This window comes from Burkholderia thailandensis E264, assembly GCF_000012365.1.
GTDB lineage: Bacteria > Pseudomonadota > Gammaproteobacteria > Burkholderiales > Burkholderiaceae > Burkholderia > Burkholderia thailandensis.
Genome location: NC_007650.1, coordinates 1,327,758 through 1,344,903 on the forward strand (window position 1 = coordinate 1,327,758; position 17,146 = coordinate 1,344,903).

At 70.2% G+C, this 17,146-nt stretch carries 15 protein-coding genes; 6 read left to right on the forward strand and 9 right to left on the reverse strand.

Translation table 11 applies throughout. The features are described from left to right. Positions 1 to 4 precede the first annotated feature (4 nt). The 3 genes from BTH_RS05845 to ppk2 all read left to right on the forward strand — a co-directional run bounded on the left by BTH_RS05845 (position 5) and on the right by ppk2 (position 3,983). The gene (locus BTH_RS05845) at positions 5 to 1,300 is read left to right on the forward strand and encodes an HlyD family secretion protein (RefSeq protein ID WP_009896664.1); all 1,296 of its coding nucleotides are present in this window, start codon (positions 5 to 7) and stop codon (positions 1,298 to 1,300) included. A gap of 13 nt (positions 1,301 to 1,313) precedes the next feature. Further along, on the forward strand, positions 1,314 to 2,828 hold the full coding sequence (locus BTH_RS33245; protein WP_009896666.1) for an OmpW/AlkL family protein: 1,515 nt from the start codon (positions 1,314 to 1,316) through the stop codon (positions 2,826 to 2,828). Positions 2,829 to 3,050: 222 nt separating this feature from the next. Further along, positions 3,051 to 3,983 (forward strand): polyphosphate kinase 2, encoded by a 933-nt coding sequence (gene ppk2 / locus BTH_RS05855; RefSeq protein ID WP_011401162.1) that lies wholly within the window; start codon positions 3,051 to 3,053, stop codon positions 3,981 to 3,983. Positions 3,984 to 4,038: 55 nt separating this feature from the next. Here the strand turns inward: ppk2 and BTH_RS05860 are convergent, their stop codons facing one another. Next, the gene (locus BTH_RS05860) at positions 4,039 to 4,296 is read right to left on the reverse strand and encodes a hypothetical protein (RefSeq protein WP_009896671.1); all 258 of its coding nucleotides are present in this window, start codon (positions 4,294 to 4,296) and stop codon (positions 4,039 to 4,041) included. A gap of 403 nt (positions 4,297 to 4,699) precedes the next feature. Between BTH_RS05860 and ilvA the strand changes: the two genes are divergently transcribed. Then, positions 4,700 to 6,307 (forward strand): threonine ammonia-lyase, biosynthetic, encoded by a 1,608-nt coding sequence (gene ilvA, locus BTH_RS05865; protein WP_011401164.1) that lies wholly within the window; start codon positions 4,700 to 4,702, stop codon positions 6,305 to 6,307. Positions 6,308 to 6,863: 556 nt separating this feature from the next. Here the strand turns inward: ilvA and BTH_RS05870 are convergent. From BTH_RS05870 to BTH_RS05900, 6 genes are all read right to left on the reverse strand, one after another. Next, positions 6,864 to 7,928, reverse strand: a complete 1,065-nt coding sequence (locus tag BTH_RS05870) for a DMT family transporter (protein WP_025370255.1) — start codon at positions 7,926 to 7,928, stop codon at positions 6,864 to 6,866. Positions 7,929 to 8,077: 149 nt separating this feature from the next. Then, positions 8,078 to 8,668, reverse strand: a complete 591-nt coding sequence (locus tag BTH_RS05875) for an IMPACT family protein (RefSeq protein ID WP_009896681.1) — start codon at positions 8,666 to 8,668, stop codon at positions 8,078 to 8,080. Positions 8,669 to 8,885: 217 nt separating this feature from the next. Continuing rightward, complete coding sequence (locus BTH_RS05885; protein WP_025404182.1) at positions 8,886 to 9,587, reverse strand: DUF2894 domain-containing protein; 702 nt, start codon at positions 9,585 to 9,587, stop codon at positions 8,886 to 8,888. Continuing rightward, entirely contained in the window at positions 9,580 to 10,227 is a 648-nt protein-coding gene (locus BTH_RS05890; protein ID WP_009896686.1) for an OmpA family protein, read from the reverse strand. Before BTH_RS05890 ends, BTH_RS05885 begins: the two co-directional genes overlap by 8 nt. Beyond that, positions 10,224 to 12,560, reverse strand: a complete 2,337-nt coding sequence (locus BTH_RS05895; protein WP_009896687.1) for a DUF802 domain-containing protein — start codon at positions 12,558 to 12,560, stop codon at positions 10,224 to 10,226. Before BTH_RS05895 ends, BTH_RS05890 begins: the two co-directional genes overlap by 4 nt. A 10-nt stretch (positions 12,561 to 12,570) precedes the next feature. Further along, positions 12,571 to 13,335: a DUF3348 domain-containing protein gene (locus BTH_RS05900; protein WP_009896688.1), complete on the reverse strand. Its 765-nt coding sequence runs from the start codon at positions 13,333 to 13,335 to the stop codon at positions 12,571 to 12,573. A 255-nt stretch (positions 13,336 to 13,590) separates the two neighbouring features. On the opposite strand from BTH_RS05900, the gene BTH_RS05905 reads away from it, so the two are divergent. Further along, positions 13,591 to 13,923, forward strand: coding sequence for a DUF2322 family protein (locus tag BTH_RS05905; RefSeq protein ID WP_009896689.1), 333 nt, complete (start codon positions 13,591 to 13,593; stop codon positions 13,921 to 13,923). Positions 13,924 to 14,054: 131 nt separating this feature from the next. Here the strand turns inward: BTH_RS05905 and BTH_RS34310 are convergent, their stop codons facing one another. Beyond that, positions 14,055 to 14,429, reverse strand: a complete 375-nt coding sequence (locus BTH_RS34310; protein WP_155624921.1) for a hypothetical protein — start codon at positions 14,427 to 14,429, stop codon at positions 14,055 to 14,057. Positions 14,430 to 14,678: 249 nt separating this feature from the next. Here BTH_RS34310 and BTH_RS05915 point away from each other — a divergent pair, with 249 nt between their 5' ends. Next, positions 14,679 to 16,097, forward strand: coding sequence for a CoA transferase (locus tag BTH_RS05915; RefSeq protein ID WP_009896692.1), 1,419 nt, complete (start codon positions 14,679 to 14,681; stop codon positions 16,095 to 16,097). Between the two features lie 202 nt (positions 16,098 to 16,299). Here BTH_RS05915 and BTH_RS05920 read toward each other — a convergent pair whose 3' ends face one another. Next, entirely contained in the window at positions 16,300 to 17,043 is a 744-nt protein-coding gene (locus tag BTH_RS05920; protein WP_009896693.1) for an SDR family oxidoreductase, read from the reverse strand. Positions 17,044 to 17,146: the final 103 nt, after the last annotated feature.

Consider the following 17,146-nt stretch of genomic DNA (forward strand, 5'->3'; position numbering starts at 1 on the left):
GCCCATGCCTATCTGGATGACCGCTCTGAGAGAGCAGAAGACGCCGCGCAAGCTCACGCGCGGCACGGCGTTCGGCACCGTGATCAACGGCGTCGTCGACGTGCCGATTTCGATGCGTTTTTTCTGCTATCTGTCGATCGCGATGTTCGCGATGTTCATCGTCGCGCTCGTGCGCCTCACCTATGCGAACACCGAGAACGTGATGGGGATGCTCACGCCGCGCTCGGGGTTGATCGGCGTCGGCGCGCCGCCCGGATGGGCGGTGCGCGAGGTGTTCGTCGCGAAGGATCAGCACGTGAAGGCCGGGCAGAAGCTCTTGAGCGTCACGCGCGACACGAGCTTCGTGTCGCAGGCGAACAACGTGCAGGGGATGCGCGAATCGATCAAGCGGCAGCGCGTGGAGGTGGGACAGCAGATCGACGCGGCGAAGCTCGAATATCAATCGACGATCCAGCAGATCAATCAGCAGATCGCGGCGTTCGACGAGAGCCGCGGGCTCATCGACAAGCAGATCCAGGACCAGAAGCGGATCGTCTCCGAATACCAGGAGCGGCGCGACCGCGTGAAGCAGTTGTTGAACGAGCAGGTGGTCACGCTCGAGCAGTACAACCAGGTCAACACGCAATACCTGCAGGCAAGCCAGGCGTATCAGGACCTGATGCTGCGCCGGGCCGATCTCGCGAAGAACGCGATGAAGCTGCGCGGCGATCTGGAAACCGTGCAGAGCAAGTACGACGGCTCGAACGCCGAGCTGAAGATCAAGCAGGAAGAGCTGAACTCGAAGGAATACAACATCGACGAGAGCGTGAACCAGGTGCTGTACGCGCCCGCCGACGGCCAGATCGTGCGGCTCGACGTCGTGCAGGGCAGCGTGATCGATCCGCCCGGCACGCGCGTTGTCGAGATCCTGCCCGCGAAGGCGGACGGGCTCATCGCCGAGCTGTACATCCCGTCGTCGAAGGCCGGCTTCGTCAGGCCGGGCCAGGAAGTGAAGCTCGCGTACGGCAGCTATCCCGTCGAGAAGTTCGGCACCTATCGCGGCAAGCTGCTGTCGGTGTCGCCCGTCGCGTTCACCGCGAAGGAGCTGAACCTGCCGGCCGACAACGGCGCGCCGCAGACCTACTTCAAGAGCTGGGTCGAGCTTGTCGACCGCAATCCCGCATTCGAAGGCAAGGCGCTCGCACTGAAGGCCGGCATGACGCTCAGGGCGGACATCGTGCTCGAAAAGCGCACGTTGCTCGAATGGCTGTTCGAACCGTTGTATCGGATCCGGCAGCGGATATTCGGTACGCCTGCGTGACGGTTGATGCGTGATGGGTGACAAGCATCGCCGTCGACGTGCGCGCCGCGACTGGCGCGCCCCGGTGTCCTGCTGGCTCGGCGCGACGCTGCTCGCGTGCGCGTGGTCCGCGCACGCGCAGGACAGCGGCGCGGCGAGGTGGCGCGACGGCGCGGACGGCATCGGCTTCTTTCCGGGCGGCGACGCGCCCGGCTTCGACGCGAGCGCGTGGGGGCCGGTGCCGGGCGACGCGCGTCGCGCGGCGTTGGACGCGGGGCGCGGCGCGGCGTCGAACGGCGGCGCGGCTTGGAGCGGCGCGCCGGACGGGGCGGGCGCGTCGGCGGCATCGAACGCGTTCGCCGCGGCCCCGAACGCGCCGCGTCCGCGCAAGCTGACCGATGAGAAGATCATGCTCGGCCAGCGCGTCGCGCCGGCCGCCGCGCCGCGCGCCGAGGGCGATGACGGCATCGGCTTCGCCGACGCGCCCGGCGGGGCGCCGGCGGACGTCGCGGCGTCATCCGCCGCGTGCGGCGGCGGCGGGTGTGCGGCCGACGGTGCCGGCGACGGCGGCGCGACGCGCCGCCCGCCCGCCGACGCGACGCCGCGCTTCATCGCCGGCGTGCGCTACGACCGGATGCCGTACGAGCTGCACCCGATCGATCCGGAGATGCTGCCCGATTTGCCGGAGGCGCAGGGCCCGACGCTCCTCGAGCAGTTGCGGGGCGACGACAGCAACATGATCGGGATCGGCTGGCACTACGTGCTGTCGACGGGGCGCTCGACGCCCGTGACGACGACGACGGCGGCGCTCGGCATCGGCAGCTTCGCGAATCCGGGCTCCGCGGTGTCGATCAGCAATACGAACACGCCGGCGTTCACGTTCACGCACTTCTTCGGCGAGCACGTCGCGGCCGAGGTTGTCGCGGGGATTCCCCCCAAGCTGACGATGCGCGGGCACGGCAGCATCGGGCTGCCGTTCGACAAGATCTTCTCGGGCGTGCAGGGCCGGTTGCCGCTCGTCGATCTCGGCAACACGCAGAGCAACCCGCTCGGCACGACGCGCGCGTGGCTTGGCTCGGCCGTGTTCAAGTATTACCTCGGCAAGCGCGAGGACCGGCTCCGGCCGTACGTCGGCCTCGGACTCAGCTACACGCGCTTCACGAACACGAACCTGAACCCGGTGTTCGCACGCAAGCTCGCGTCGCTCGGCGGCCTGCTGTCGGCGGGCATCTCGCTTGGCGACCTGCAATCGCTGCTCGCCGATCCGGGCGCGCTCGACCGGCTGCTGCAGGCGGGCGCGAACCTGATCCTGCCGAACGGCGTGCGCGCGACGGCCAACGTGAAAAGCGCATGGACGCCCGTGTTCGTCGTCGGCGCGAACTACCAGCTCACGCGCCAGCTGTCGCTGTCGACCGCGCTGTCGTACATTCCGCTGAAGGCGGCGATCACGGTCGACATCAACGATTCGAAGCGAATCCTCGCGTCGAACACGACGACGCTTTCCGCGAACGTGCTGCTCTGCACGATGCTGCTCAACTACCGGTTCTGAACCGTGCGGCGCGCTCGGCCGGGCATCGGCGGCATCCGCTGCTCCTTGCCGCGCGCCGGCGATCGCCGCGCGACCGGCGGCCGGTTGCGAGACTGACAGGCGGCCGACCGGCGACCGACCGGCGGACAACCTCGCGGCCGCGGGCCGCGGTCATTGCCCGGACATTCTCGCCTGCGATAATGTCCGCGGAACGCATCTGCGACGCGCAGCAAGGAGGCCGACATGGACATGAGCGAGAAGGACACGCGGCGCGATACCGCGCCGCTGCACGAGCGGCAGCGCCGCTTCGAGGAGGATCTCGTCGACGCGTACGACGAAGAGCTCGAGATGGAGCTCGACGATCGCCGCTTCGACGACGAGTCGCTCTTTTCCCCCGAGCGCCGCGAAGCGCGCAAGCGCTACTTCCGCGAGCTGTTCCGTCTGCAGGGCGAGCTGGTGAAGCTGCAGGACTGGGTGGTGAGCAGCGGGCACCGGCTCGTGGTGATCTTCGAGGGCCGCGACGCGGCGGGCAAGGGCGGCGCGATCAAGCGGATCACGCAGCGCCTGAATCCGCGCGTGTGCCGGGTCGCCGCGCTGCCCGCGCCGAGCGACCGCGAGCGCACGCAGTGGTACTTCCAGCGCTACGTCGCGCATCTGCCCGCGGGCGGCGAGATGGTGCTGTTCGATCGCAGCTGGTACAACCGCGCGGGCGTCGAGCGCGTGATGAACTTCTGCACCGATGCGGAATACGAAGAGTTCTTCCGCTCGGTGCCCGAGTTCGAGAAGATGCTGGTGCGCAGCGGAATCCAGATCGTCAAGTACTGGTTCTCGATCACCGACGAAGAGCAGGAAGTCCGCTTCCAGAACCGCATCGAAGATCCGCTCAAGCAATGGAAGCTGAGCCCGATGGATCTCGAGAGCCGGCGCCGCTGGGAGGCGTACACGGCGGCCAAGGAGGAGATGCTGATGCGCACGCACATTCCGGAGGCGCCGTGGTGGGTCGTGCAGGCGGTCGACAAGAAGCGCGCGCGGCTCAACTGCATCCACCATCTGCTGAGTCTCGTGCCTTACTACGAGATCGAGCGCGATTCGGTGCATCTGCCGCAGCGCGAGCATCACGACGACTACATCCGGCGTCCGGTGCCGGGGGACATGATCGTGCCGGAGATTTACTGAAGTGTTCGCGCGGCGCGCGCGGGCGAACGTCCGCGCGCGCCGGCGCCCGCTCGCGTCAGTAGTGCTTGGCCGGAATGCCGAACAGGTTGAGGAGCGAGTTGCCGAGGTTCACGGCCCCCGTCGTCAGCACTTCGCCGACGCCGTATGCGGCTCGGCTGATCGGCGACAGAAGGCCGAGCGTCAGCGTGTTGCCGATCGTTTCCGCGCCTTTGCCGGCGACCTCGATCAGATTGCCGAGCGTGTCGAAGATGCTGCCGCCGTCGTAGTAGCCGCCCGACACGTGGGCGATTTCCTGCTGGCTGAGTTCCTGCATCCTGGTTCTCCTGAGAAATTTGGACCAAAGAGTCCGGATTGACGGGGGCCGACGGGCGCCGAGTCCCGCCGGCATTCGGCGACACCGGACCGGGGCCGGTGTCGCAGCAGACGTTAGAGGCATTCCCGATTGAAAGGTGTGCGTCAGGTTACGTATGTGATGTGTCGGGATGTGCCGCACGCCGTGGCCGCGCGGCTTCGAGCGCGCCGGGTGGGATTGACAAACCGCGCGCGCTACCGCAAGCTTGCGCGAATGAACTCCCACTGCTTCCGCATTGCGCACATTATTCGCACCATTCGTCGAATGGTGGGTTAGCGCGCGTCCGAAGCAATCACAGCAACCCGCCCCGTGAGGCGGGTTTTTTGTTTCCGTCTCCCGGGGCCCACTCTCAGGAGAGCCCGCCATGCAGTCAGACGACGCCGTCACGGAAACCCCCGAAGCCCTCACGCCCGACGCGCGCCCGCGCGCGACGATCGCGCCGCGCGCGGGCACGCTCGACGATTACCTCAAGCTGACGCTGAACGCGCGCGTCTACGACGTCGCGCGCGAGACGGCGCTCGAGCGCGCGCGCAACCTGTCCGCGCGGCTCGACAACGCCGTCTACCTGAAGCGCGAGGACAACCAGCCGGTGTTCTCGTTCAAGCTGCGCGGCGCGTACAACAAGATGGCGCACATCCCCGCCGACGCGCTCGCGCGCGGCGTGATCACCGCGTCGGCGGGCAACCACGCGCAAGGCGTCGCGTTCTCGGCCGCGCGGATGAACGTGAAGGCGGTGATCGTCGTGCCGGTGACGACGCCGCAGCTGAAGGTGGACGCGGTGCGCGCGCACGGCGGGCCGACCGTCGAGGTGATCCAGGCGGGCGAATCGTACAGCGACGCGTACGCGCACGCGGTGAAGGTGCAGGCCGAGCGCGGCCTCACGTTCGTTCATCCGTTCGACGATCCGTACGTGATCGCGGGCCAGGGCACGGTCGCGATGGGAATCCTGCGCCAGCATCAGGGGCCGATTCACGCGATCTTCGTGCCGATCGGCGGCGGCGGGCTCGCGGCGGGCGTCGCCGCGTACGTGAAGGCGGTGCGCCCCGAGATCAAGGTGATCGGCGTGCAGACCGACGATTCGTGCGCGATGAAGCAATCGCTCGCGGCGGGCAAGCGCGTCGAGCTCGCCGAGGTCGGCCTCTTCTCGGACGGCACGGCGGTCAAGCTCGTCGGCGAGGAGACGTTCCGCCTCTGCGCGGCGTATCTCGACGACGTCGTGACCGTCGACACCGACGCGCTTTGCGCGGCGATCAAGGACGTGTTCCAGGACACGCGCAGCGTGCTCGAGCCGGCCGGCTCGCTCGCCGTCGCGGGCGCGAAGCGGTATGCGGAGCGCGCGGGCATCGAGGGCGAGACGCTCGTCGCGATCACGTCCGGCGCGAACATGAACTTCGACCGGATGCGCTTCGTCGCCGAGCGCGCCGAGGTGGGCGAGGCGCGCGAGGCGGTGTTCGCGGTGACGATCCCCGAGGAGCGCGGCAGCTTCAGGCGCTTCTGCTCGCTCGTCGGCGAGCGCAACGTGACCGAGTTCAACTACCGGATCGCCGATGCGCAATCGGCGCACATCTTCGTCGGGGTGCAGATCCGGCGGCGCGACGAAACGGACGAAATCGCGCGCAACTTCGCCGCGCACGGCTTCACGACCGTCGATCTGTCGGGCGACGAGCTGTCGAAGCAGCACATCCGCTACATGGTGGGCGGCCGCTCGCCGCTCGCGCACGACGAGCGGCTGTTCCGCTTCGAATTTCCCGAGCGGCCGGGCGCGCTGATGAAGTTCCTGTCGTCGATGGCGCCCGACTGGAACATCAGCCTGTTTCACTACCGGAACCAGGGGGCCGATTACAGCTCGATCCTCGTCGGCCTGCAGGTACCGCAGGCGGACCACGCGGCGTTCGACCGCTTTCTCGCGGCGCTCGGCTATCCGTGTCGCGAGGAATCCGGCAATCCCGCCTACCGGCTGTTTCTCGGCTGACGTTCGTCGTCGGACCCGCGCGCGTGTCGCGTGGGCGCGGGCGCGGGATCGGCGACGGGCTGGGCGAGATCGTCTCGGCGATGCGCGGGCACGCATGCGCGAGCGCGCTGCGCTGCGCCTCGGGCGACGAGATCGCGCGCGTCGCGCTCGTGGCGATCGCGTTGCCGCCCGCGCGGCGCCTATTTGTGGATCGTGTCGGCGGTGGCGGCGACGGTGAGTGTCGCGGGGATCGTCGGCGCGGCGTCGGGCGTGGCGCGCTGCCGGCGGCGCGGAAGAGGCGATCCGGCGTCGCGCGGCACGCGTGTCGATGCCGGGGGAGCGCGTGCGGGGCGGGCGTGGGTCGGAGCTTCGCCAGGGCCGATGTCCGAAACCGTAAGCCCGGGATCAGAGCGAAGCCCAGGCTCGGGACTCGGAGCACGCAAGGCGCAAGCCAAGAGCGGGGCCGAAATCGGAAGCGCCCAGTTCCGAAGTCTTCCAGGGCGGCCGTAGCAAGCCGGAGCGCAGGGGGAGTCGGACAAATCGGCAATGCCGGCCGCGATGCGGCGCGCGCCGGCGCTCAGTGCGAATGCCGGTGATGAATGTCCGGGAAATGCGCGTGCGTATGGGTGATCGGCGTGTGCCGGTGCGCATGCGTGTGCGGTTCCGCGCCGTCCCAGTCGAAGTCGTGCGCGTGCTGATGATGCTCGTCGTGCCGATGCCGGTGGCTGTGCTCGAGCGCTTCGTGCGTATGCGGATGCTCGTGGCGCTCGCGCAGGTGCAGCCAGATGCCGATCGCCATCAGCGCCGCGGCCGCCCAGAACGACCGCGGCGGCCATTCGGGCCATAGCGCGAGCGACAGCCCGACGCCGAACAGCGGCGCGACCGAGAAGTACGCGCCGGTCCGCGCGGTGCCGAGATTGCGCAGCGCGACGACGAACAGCACGAGGCTCACGCCGTAGCCGGCGAAGCCCGTCAGCATCGCGGCGGCGCGCTCGGCGGCGGCGGGCAGCCGCGCGCCGAGCGCGAGCGCGATGCCGAGGTTGACCGTGCCGGCGACGAGGCCCTTGATGCATGCGATCGTCGCGGCGTCGTGGGTCGAGACCTTGCGCGTCAGGTTGTTGTCGATCGCCCAGCACGCGCACGCGGCCGCGACGAGCAGCGCGCCGAGCGGTACGCCCGCCGCGCCCGGATGCCAAGACAGCAGCACGCCGCCCGCGACGATCGCGATCATGCCGGCGAAGATCTGCGCGTCGACGTTCTCGCGAAACACGACCCACGCGATCACCGCGGTGAACACGCCTTCGAGATTGAGCAGCAGCGCGCTCGTCGCGGCGGGCGTCGTCGCGAGGCCGAGCATCAGCAGCGCGGGGCCCGCGACGCCGCCCGCCGCGACCGCGCCCGCGAGCCACGGAAGCTCGGCGAGCGGCAGCCGCGCGTGCCCGGCCTGCGATGCGCCGGGGCCGCGCGCGAGTCGGCGCAGCAGCATGAACGCCGCGAGACCGATGCCGCTGCCGAGATAGAACAGGCCGGCAACCATGAACGGCGTGAGCGAGCCGAGCAGCGTTTTCGCGAGCGGCGTGGTGGCGCCGAACAGCGCGGCGGCGAGCAGAGCGGTGAAAGCCGCGTTCGTGCGTGCGGACATGGGCGAGTGTGGCGCGGGCGGCGCGGGTCGATCCGGAAAAGTGACGCCACGATAGCGCAAAGCGGAGTCGGCGGCCATCCGTTTCGCGACGGGGCGGGCGATGGTTCGTCGATGCGGCTGACGCGCGCCGCGCGCGACACCGCGCGCCGTCAGTCGGCTGAAGGAAACCCGGCGCGCCCCTGCGTCTGATCGAACAGTGCGTCGCGCGCGGCGTCGAGCGCCGTGGCGGGCAGCCGGATCACGAGCCTGACGGTCATTCCGTACGCGCTGTCGACGAGATCGTGCCCTTCCTGCTCGATCCAGCGGCGCACGCGCGCCTCGTCCGGATAGCCGATCTCGATCGCAAGCCGCGCGTATGCGATCCGTTCGATGCGCTCGGCGTCGATCAGCGTGGCGGCGATCGCGTCGGTGTACGCGCGCACGAGACCGCCCGCGCCGAGCTTCACGCCGCCGAAGTAGCGCACGACGGCGCCGAGCACGCCGTCGAGATCGTGATGGCGCAGCACTTCGAGAATCGGCCGGCCGGCGGTGCCGGACGGCTCGCCGTCGTCGGACATCCCGGACTGGCCGCCCGCGAGCAATGCCCAGCAGACGTGCGTCGCGGCGGGATGCTCGGCGCGCAGCCGCTGCAGTTCGGCCATCGCCGCGTCGCGGTTCTCGACCGGGATCGCGTACGCGATGAAGCGGCTCTTGCGGATTTCGAGTTCGCGCGTGTAAGTGGCGGCGAGCGTGTAGGTCATGAGCGTTGCTGGCGAAAAACGCATTGTATTCGACGTCGCGGCGCGATTCCGCGCGCCGGCGCGTCGAACGGCGGGCGGCGCGATGCGTCGTCATGGTATCGCGCGGACGGCGCGTGGCGCGCGTCGATGCCTGCGCCGGCCGCGATGCGCGGCGGGCGCGGCAAGCGCCAGGCGTGCCGCTTGCGCGCGCGCCGCATACGGGATCGCGATCGTCGCGCTACCGTGATTTCTTTCGCGTGCTCTTCTTCGCGCCTGCGCCGCCGCCGCGCGTCGCGTCGTCGCTCGCCGCGGCCTCGTCGCCGCTCAACTGCTGGAGCCATGACAGCGCGTCGACGTAAGACAGGAATTGCCGCAGATACTCGGGCGACAGTTCGCGCATCAACGACAGCGACCGATGCACGAGGCTGCTCGAATTGAGCGGCCCGGCATTCTTCGGCACCTGTTCGAGCGATGCGCGCAACTGGCTGTCCGCGCTGATCTTCGACCAGGTTTCCCGGAAGTAGTCGAGCATCTCCGGCTCGGGGCGCAACGCGACGCGGTCGCGGCTTGCGCCTTGGCCCGCGCGATGTTCGGCGGGAACGCCCGCGCCGCGCCGCTCGCGGCCGCCGAGATAGTCGAGCAGCGCGGCGAGCGGCCCGCGTGCGGGCTCGGCCGGCCGCGATGCCGGCGTTGGCGTCGCAGACGAAGCCGCGCATTCGGCCGCATTCGCGTTCGATTCGGCGCGCCGAAGGTCGTCCGCGTACGCATCGAGCAGCGCCGCCAGCCGTGCGTCCAGCAGCCGGCGCGCGTCGCCGTCGTGCGCGGCCGCCCGCCGCAGCAGCGAGTCGATGAAGCGAAAGCGCACGGGATCGAGCCGATCGGCGCCGCGCTCGCGCCATGCATCGAGCGTTTGCCGCGCGCGCGCGGCGACGTCATTCACGCTGTTCACCGTCACCCGTCGTCGGCCGCGGCACCGGCGCGATTTCGACGCGCCGGTTCTTCGCGCGCCCGGCGTCGTCCGAATTCGGGCTGACCGGCTGTTCGGAGCCGAACGCGGCCGCGAACACCGACGACGCCGGCACGCCTTCGTCGATGAACGCGCGCGTCACCGTCAGCGCGCGTTTCGCCGACAATTCCCAGTTGTCGGCGAAGCGGCGGTTGCCCGCGCGCACTTGCAGGTCGTCCGCGAAGCCGCTCACCATCAGGATCTCGTGATTCGCGTCGAGGTAGGCCGCGAGCGGCCCGGCGAGGCTCTTCAGCAGATCGCGCCCCGCGGGCTGCAATTCGTCGGAATTCAACGCGAACAGCACGCTGCCGCTGATGCCGATGCGCCCGTTGACGAGCGTCACGCGTCCCGCCGCGAGCGGGCCCGCCAGCGCCTGTTCGAGCGTCTTGCGGCGCTGCGATTCCCATTGCCGCTGCCGGACCTCGGCGTCGAGCTTCGACGAGAGTTCCAACTGCACGCCGATCACGCCGACGAGGATCAGCACGAACGCGCCGAGCAGCACCGACATCAGGTCGCCGAACGCGGCCCAGATCGGCGCGCTCGGCTCGACGCCGCCGTCGATTTCGTCGCTCATGCTGCTTCGGCTCCGGCGGATGCGCGCTTGCCGGCCGCGCGCTGCAGCTCTTCGATGATCTGCTTCTGCGACATCATGCTCAGGTCGATCACCTCGCGCGCCTGCGCGACGTAATACGCGAGCTGCTCGTCGCTGCGGACGAGCGACTTGTCGAGCGCGGCCTCGATGCGTTGCAGGTGCGCGACGAGCTTGTCGTTCGATTCGCCGAACGACTGGACGGCCGCGCCGAGCGCGTCGCCGAGGCTCGCGACCTCGACCGCGCTGCCCGTGACCTGCGCGGCGATCGCACCGAGCCTGTCGGTCTCGGCGCCGACCTTGTCCGTGAACTGTGTGCCAACGCGCTGCAGCAGATCCGAGGAAGTCGCGACGAGCGCATCGACGGCCGCGCGCTGCTCGGTCGACGCGTGATTGACCGCATCGAGCAGCGTTTCGAGCGTCGCGAGCATCCGGCTGCGCTCTTCGAGCATCGCGGTGTCGCGAACCATGCTGTCCGAGAGTTTCTGGCGCAGCTCGGCGACCACTTCGGCCGCGGCCTTCGGCGCTTCCGACGCGGCCTGCACGAGCCGCGAGATCTCGGCGATCGTGTCGCTCGCGTGCGCTTGCGTGTGGGCGGAGATGTCGCGTGCGGTTTGCGCGAGCGCGTCGCAGATCGTCTGTTGACGGTTCGCCGCTTGCGCGGTGGCTTGCTCCCACTCCGTGCCGAGCTTCGCGGCGATCGACGCGAGCGAATCGGTCCATGCCGACAGGCGTTGCTCATCGCGCGATTCGAGCGCGATTTGCAGGTTCGAATGCGATTCGCCGATCGAGCGCAGCAGCGATGCGGCGTGCTGTTCGAGCGCCGAAGCTTGAGCCGAGATGTCGCGCGACGTTTGCGCGAGCGCGTCGCAGATCGTCTGTTGACGGTTCGCCGCCTGCGCGGTGGCGTGCTCCCACTCCGTGCCGAGCTTCGCGGCGATCGACGCGAGCGAATCGGTCCATGCGGTCAGGCGTTGCTCATCGCGCGATTCGAGTTGCGTTTGCAGGCCCGCATGCGACTCGCCGATCGTGCGCAGCAGCGCCGCCGAGTGCCGCTCGAACGTCGCGGCGGCCGCCCCCAGTGCCTGCCGGTTGCGCTCGGCGTGCGCGCCGTTCGCTTGCTCCTGCTGCGCGAGCGCATCGCGCCACGCCGCCGCCACGCCGCTCGCCGTCGCGTCGAAGCGTGCCGAAACGCTGTCCAGCAGGTTCGCCGAGCGCCGATCGAGCGATTCGGCGAAACGGTCGACCGAGCCTTGCAGGCGCTCCGCGAGCGCGTCGCTCGAGCGCTGATGCTCGGCGAGCGCGTGGCGCCAGACGTCCGCGACGTTGGCCGCGGTCGCTTCGAAGCCGGCCGACAGCCCGTCAAGCTGCCGCTCCACCGCGCGCGTGACGGCGTCGTGCAGCGCGGCCGTCTCGCGCGCGAGCCCGGCCATCGTGGTCTCCATCACGGGTTGCAGCGCCGAGCCGGCGGCGCGCGCGCTTTGCGCGACGCTGTCCATGAGCGATTGGCCGACCGACGACGCGAGGCGCGCGTACGTCTCTTCCGCCTTGCCGAGAAACGCTTGCTGGCCGGCGATCTGCCGTTCGGCCGACGCGGCGCTCTGCTGCTCGAGCGCCGTCATCATCGTCTGCAACCGGTCGACGAGCGTCGGCATCATGTCGGCTTGCCGCTGCAGGAGTCTGAAGGTTTCGTCGCGCTGATGCGCGTGCGAATGGACGCGCAGCGTCGTCGCGATCGTCGCGTCGAGCGCTTGCGCGGCATCGAGCCGCTCGCGCCGGCACAGCGCGGACAGCAGACCCAGCATCGCCGACGTCGCCACGCCGGCGATCGACGTGCCGAACGCGAACCCGAGCCCCTTGACGGGCGAGGCGAGCGACGCGCGGATCGCTTGCAGGTCCGTCGCGCTTTCGAGCGCGGCGCCCGTGCCTCGGAGCGTCATCACCATCCCGATGAGCGTGCCCAGCATGCCGAGCAGCACGAGCAGGCCGACCAGATACGGGGTCAGCGCGGGGCCGGGCAGCGCGACGTGCTCGCCTTCGATGCGCGCGCGCACCGCGTGGCGCAGGCTCGGATGCAGCCGTTCGAGCCACGCGCCGAGCGTCGGCGGCGGCTCGGACAGCTCCGCCACCGCATGCGCGAGCGTCGACGTGGCCTGCTGGTAGCGGCGCAATTCGAGCGCGCCGGCGAGATAGCAGGCGGCGATGACCAGCGTGACGGCGAGCGCGACGGGGTTCGAGACGGCATAGCCGGCGCCGATCCAGCAAACGGCGGCGAGACCGGCGAAAAAGACGACGAGATGAACGTGAAATCTGGACATGGGAGCCCGGTTAGCTGGCGCGAAGGGCGGCGAGCAGCCCTTCGACCGGTTGAAAACGAATGTCTAGCTCGGCAAGCAGCACGCTCTGCATATCCGCGCGGAACGCGTCAAGCCATGCGTCCGGCGCGGGGGCGGCGGGGTCTGTCGCGGCATGGGGATCGGCGTCAGGACCGGCACCGGCCTCGGCAACGCGCTGCCGCTCGGCCTGGCGCAGGCGCTCGAAGTACGCGCCGAGCAGCTTCGGCACGGACGCGAAGAGGCTGCGCTCGCGGGCGACGAGCGCGCGCTCCATCGTCGCGTCGAGCACCGCGAGCCGGGCGAGCGCGGGCGTTCGCCCGGCCATCGTCTGGCGCAGGCGGTTGCGCAGATCGCCGATGTCGATCTCCATCGCCTGTTGAATCGACAGGTAGTCGTGCCGAAAGAGCGTGAAATCGGCGGGCGCGTCGTTCGGCGCGCCGCGTGGGGCGCCGCGAGCGCCGCCGTCGCGTGGGGCGGCGAACGCGCCCGCGCGGGCGATCGCCTTCGCGAGAGACGCGCGCACGCGCGCGCCCTGGCCGTGCGGGTCGTCGCTGGCGGGGCGCGCGCCGGCCGCGGCGACGGGCGGACTCACGCTGAGCGCGGACGACAGCGCGATCGCGTCGGTCCACGCGAGCCATTGGCTCAGCCGGTCCGACAGCGGCTGCCCGGACGGCGGAACGTCGGCGTCCGCGAGGCGAGCGAGCAGGCGGATCAGCGTCGGGCCGCCGAGCGCGCTACGTTGCGGGACTTGCACCATGCGGCGAGTGTCTGTGTCAAAAAAAGGCAGCAGTTTACACGTTGGCGACGCTCGGGCAGGAGTTCTTGATGAGGGCCGGGCGGCGGGGGGCTTCGGCGGGGCGATGCGCGGCACCGGCGGATGCCGGCGCGCCCGGCCAGGCGGCGCGCGCAATCTGACCGCGGACCGCGTGGGCCGGGCGGCCGTCAGTCGTCCGGTGCAATCGGCTAACATACGCCCCGCGTGATTTTTCCCCGACCAGACGGAGCGTTTCCCGTGATTCAGCCGACCGTAGTATTCAAGGACAACCTCGCCCAACTGCCCGCGATCGACGGCATCGAGCGCATCGACCTCGTCGACGGCGGCGGCGCGGTGATCGCCAGCATCGAGAACAAGCCGGGCAAGCAAGGCTCCCTGGCGGTCTATCACTATCTGCGCGAGGCGTTCGGCACGCTCGATGCACGAGCCGCCGAGCACGGCCTCGCGGTGTTCGCCGAGCACACCGCCGATGCGCGCCATCGCCCGGGCGCGCATCCGAACGTCGACCGGCTGCTCGCGATCGCGGCGGGCGGCGATGCGCTGCGCATCGACGTCGTCGCGCGAGGCTGACGCGTTTCGTGCGGGCGACGGCGGCGCGCCGCGCCGTGACGCCGAGGGCCTGCCGCGGACGCTGACCGGGCTGCCCGGCGCAAGCGCTTCGGCAAGGTGGCCGTGCGCGTCGGGCACGGCGCGCCGTCAGTTCACCGCGCATGCGCATGCGTGCGCTTGCGCCCGCGCGGGCGGCGCGATGTCCATCCGGCGCGCGCGGCCGGTCGCCGCCTGGCGCGCTGTTGCGCTTGCGGCGCGACGGCGCATCGCCGCCGGTTCGACGGAAAGGGGCGCTTGCCGTCGATGCCGAAACGACGCGATCGCCACGTGCTCGCCGGTCGAATCGCATGGATGAAACGAATCGACGAGCGTTCGCCATGTTGATTCGGCGAATCAATGTCGAATGCCGATCGACGGAAAATTGAAATCGGTTTGGCGAGTCGGCATTCGACGTGTTTTCGAAATCTCGCCTTTGAAACGTTACGGCTGCGCCCGGCATGCGCGAGGCGGCCGATTGGCGCTTCCATTCCGGTGTGCCGGCGGGCTGCGGCGGCCATCGAAGCCTTGCCGCATCGGCTCCAGCGGCGGACGTCCGAGCGTCGAAAGACGGCTGCGCGAAAACGCTCTGCCGCTCGGCAGGCACGCGCGCATCCCGATTTGTTTTCAAGGGCGTCATGCGGAATCCAATCAAATTGACTTGATTCGCGGAATCAACGTTGACACTCGAATTGCGCGGGAAATAATCTTGCGGCGATATCGTCAAGCCGAGGGCGTCAATGTTCGATTTTTCTTCTTTGCCTCAATCGGAGCAGTCCGGTCACGCGCGCACCGCCGCGTATCTGCGCGAAATCTGGCAGGCCGCGCACGGCGATCCCGAGCTTCTGCACGCGCTCGAATTCAGCGGCGCGGGCGCGTTGCCGTCGGTCTTCCCGGTTACCGATTTCGCATCGGCCGCGATCGGCGCGGCGGGCGTCGCGCTTGCCGAATTCGTGCATCGCGCGACCGGCAAGCTGCCCGGCGTGCGCGTCGATCGCCGCTACGCGTCGATCTGGTTCGGTACATCGCTGCGCCCGCGCGGCTGGGACACGTCGCCCTTGTGGGATGCGATCGCGGGCGACTACCGCACGGCCGACGGCTGGATCAGGCTGCACACGAACGCGCCGCACCATCGCGCCGCCGCGCTTGCCGTGCTCGGCGCGCGGCCCGACAGGCAGGCCGTGGCGCGCGCGGTCGAGCAGTGGCGCGGCGACGCGCTCGAATCGGCCGTCGTCGAGCATGGCGGCTGTGCGGCCGTCATGCGCACGGAGGACGAATGGGCGCGTCATCCGCAGGGGCGTGCGGTGCGCGCGGAGCCGCTGATGATTCGCGACGACGTGAACGTCGACGGCAAGCGGCCCGCGTGGCCGACGCAGGCCGGGCGGCCGCTCCTCGGCGTGCGCGTGCTCGATTTGACGCGCATCCTCGCGGGCCCCGTCGCGACGCGCTTTCTCGCGGGCTTCGGCGCGCAGGTGCTGCGCATCGATCCAATCGGCTGGGACGAGCCGGGCACGGTGCCCGAAGTCGTGCTGGGCAAGCGCTGCGCGCGCGTCGACCTGAAATCGGCGCAAGGGCGCGCGCTGCTGCGCCGCCTGATCGGCGAGGCCGACGTGATGGTCCACGGCTACCGGCCCGGCGCGCTCGATGGCCTCGGCTTCGACGCGCACGAGCGGCGACGGCTGAACCCCGGACTCGTCGACGTGTCGCTCGCCGCGTACGGCTGGAGCGGGCCGTGGCGCGGCCGCCGGGGCTTCGACAGCCTCGTGCAGACGAGCGCGGGCATCGTCGCGACGGGCATGCGCGAAACCGGGGGCGCGCACCCGGTGCCGCTGCCCGTGCAGGCGCTCGACCACGGCGCCGGCTATCTGCTTGCCACCGCCGCGATTCGCGGTCTTTCGCACCGGCTCGCGACGGGCGCGGGAACGCGCGTGCGCGCGTCGCTCGCGCGAACGGCGGCGCTGCTCGTGTCGGGCGGCCTGCAGGAAGGGGGCCGGCCCCCGATCGCGCGGGAGACGGCGGGCGATCTCGACGAATGGTGCGAGCAGACGAGCTGGGGGCCGGCGCAGCGCGTGCGCGCGCCGGTGGCGATCGAGGGTGCGCCGGTGCGATGGCCGCATCCGGCGCGGGCGCTCGGCACGTCGCCCGCCGCATGGGCGTAGCCGGTGGCGGCCGGCGGGCGCGGGCGCGTTCGTCGCGGCGAAACTCGGGCATGCGGATGACACAGGCCGTCGCGCGGGGGCGGCGGCACGGGAATCGGTCGCGCGACCGCGCGTCGCATCGCGCGGCGGCGCGCGCGCGGCGATCGCCGGACGCCGCGCCGGCGCGTTCGCGCGCGGCCGAACCGGGCGGCCGCGCGCCCGCTCACGCGAGCCCGCCGTTCGCGCGCAGCACCTGCGCGTTGACCCAGCCGCCGTCCGGGCCGGCGAGAAACGACACGACGCCCGCGATGTCCTCCGGCTCGCCGAGGCGCTCGAGCGGCGGCATCTTCGCATAGCCCCGGATCTGCTCGTCCGTCTTGCCTTCGAGGAACAGCGCGGTCGCGACCGGGCCCGGCGCGACGACGTTCACGCTCACGCGGCGTCCGCGCAGTTCTTTCGCGAACACGTGCGAGAGCGCCTCGACCGCGCCCTTCGTCGCGTTGTAGAGCCCGTAGCCGGGCAGCTTCAGCGCGAGCGTCGTGGTCGAGAAGTTGATGACCCGGCCACCGTCGGCCAGCCGCTTCGCCGCTTCACGCAGCGTGTTGAAGGTGCCGCGCACGTTGATGTCGAAAATCCGCTCGAATGCGTCGTCGGTGGCGTCGGCGAGCGGCCCGGTCTTCAGGATGCCCGCGTTGTTGACGAGCACGTCGACGCGGCCGAGCTGCTGCTCGACGGCGTCGAACATCCGGCGCACGTCGCCCGCGCGCGCGACGTCCGCTTGCACCGCGAGCGCGGCCGCGCCGCTCGCGCGCAGCTCGCCGACGAGCGCGTCGGCTTCGGCGCTGCTCGACGCGTAGTTGACGGCGACCGCGAAGCCGTCGCGCGCGAGGCGCCGCGCGATGGCCGCGCCGATGCCGCGCGACGCGCCGGTGACGAGGGCGATTCGGGTGTCTGTCGTGGCGTTCATGATGTGTCCTCGGTGAAATGGGTGGGTGAGACGAATGATCGGCCATTCCATCGGGGGGATAATCATGGTCAAATGGATATCATCATTCCATTTGCTTTAACGA